The sequence below is a fragment of the Bradyrhizobium sp. Kon56 genome, from assembly GCF_055807635.1.
Genome location: NZ_JBVVOU010000387.1, coordinates 1 through 278 on the forward strand (window position 1 = coordinate 1; position 278 = coordinate 278).

Sequence of the window (278 nt, forward strand, 5' to 3'; positions counted from 1 at the left end):
ACCGAGGCTTCGGCCAACGTCGGCGCGACCATCACCGCACACCACCTGTGGTACAACCGCAACCACATGCTGGTGGGCGGGATTCGGCCGCACTTTTACTGCTTGCCGATCCTCAAGCGCAACACCCATCAGGTGGCATTGCTGGACGCCGCCACCAGCGGCAACCCGAAGTTCTTCCTCGGTACCGACTCGGCGCCCCACGCGCAGCATGCCAAGGAAGCCGCCTGCGGTTGCGCGGGCTGCTACACCGCGTTTGCCGCCATCGAGCTGTACGCCGA

General features: G+C 65.5%; 1 pseudogene. It reads left to right on the forward strand.

What is annotated here, in order from left to right:
• Positions 1 to 278, forward strand: a pseudogene (locus AC0L3B_RS39400) (dihydroorotase); the annotation flags it as partial.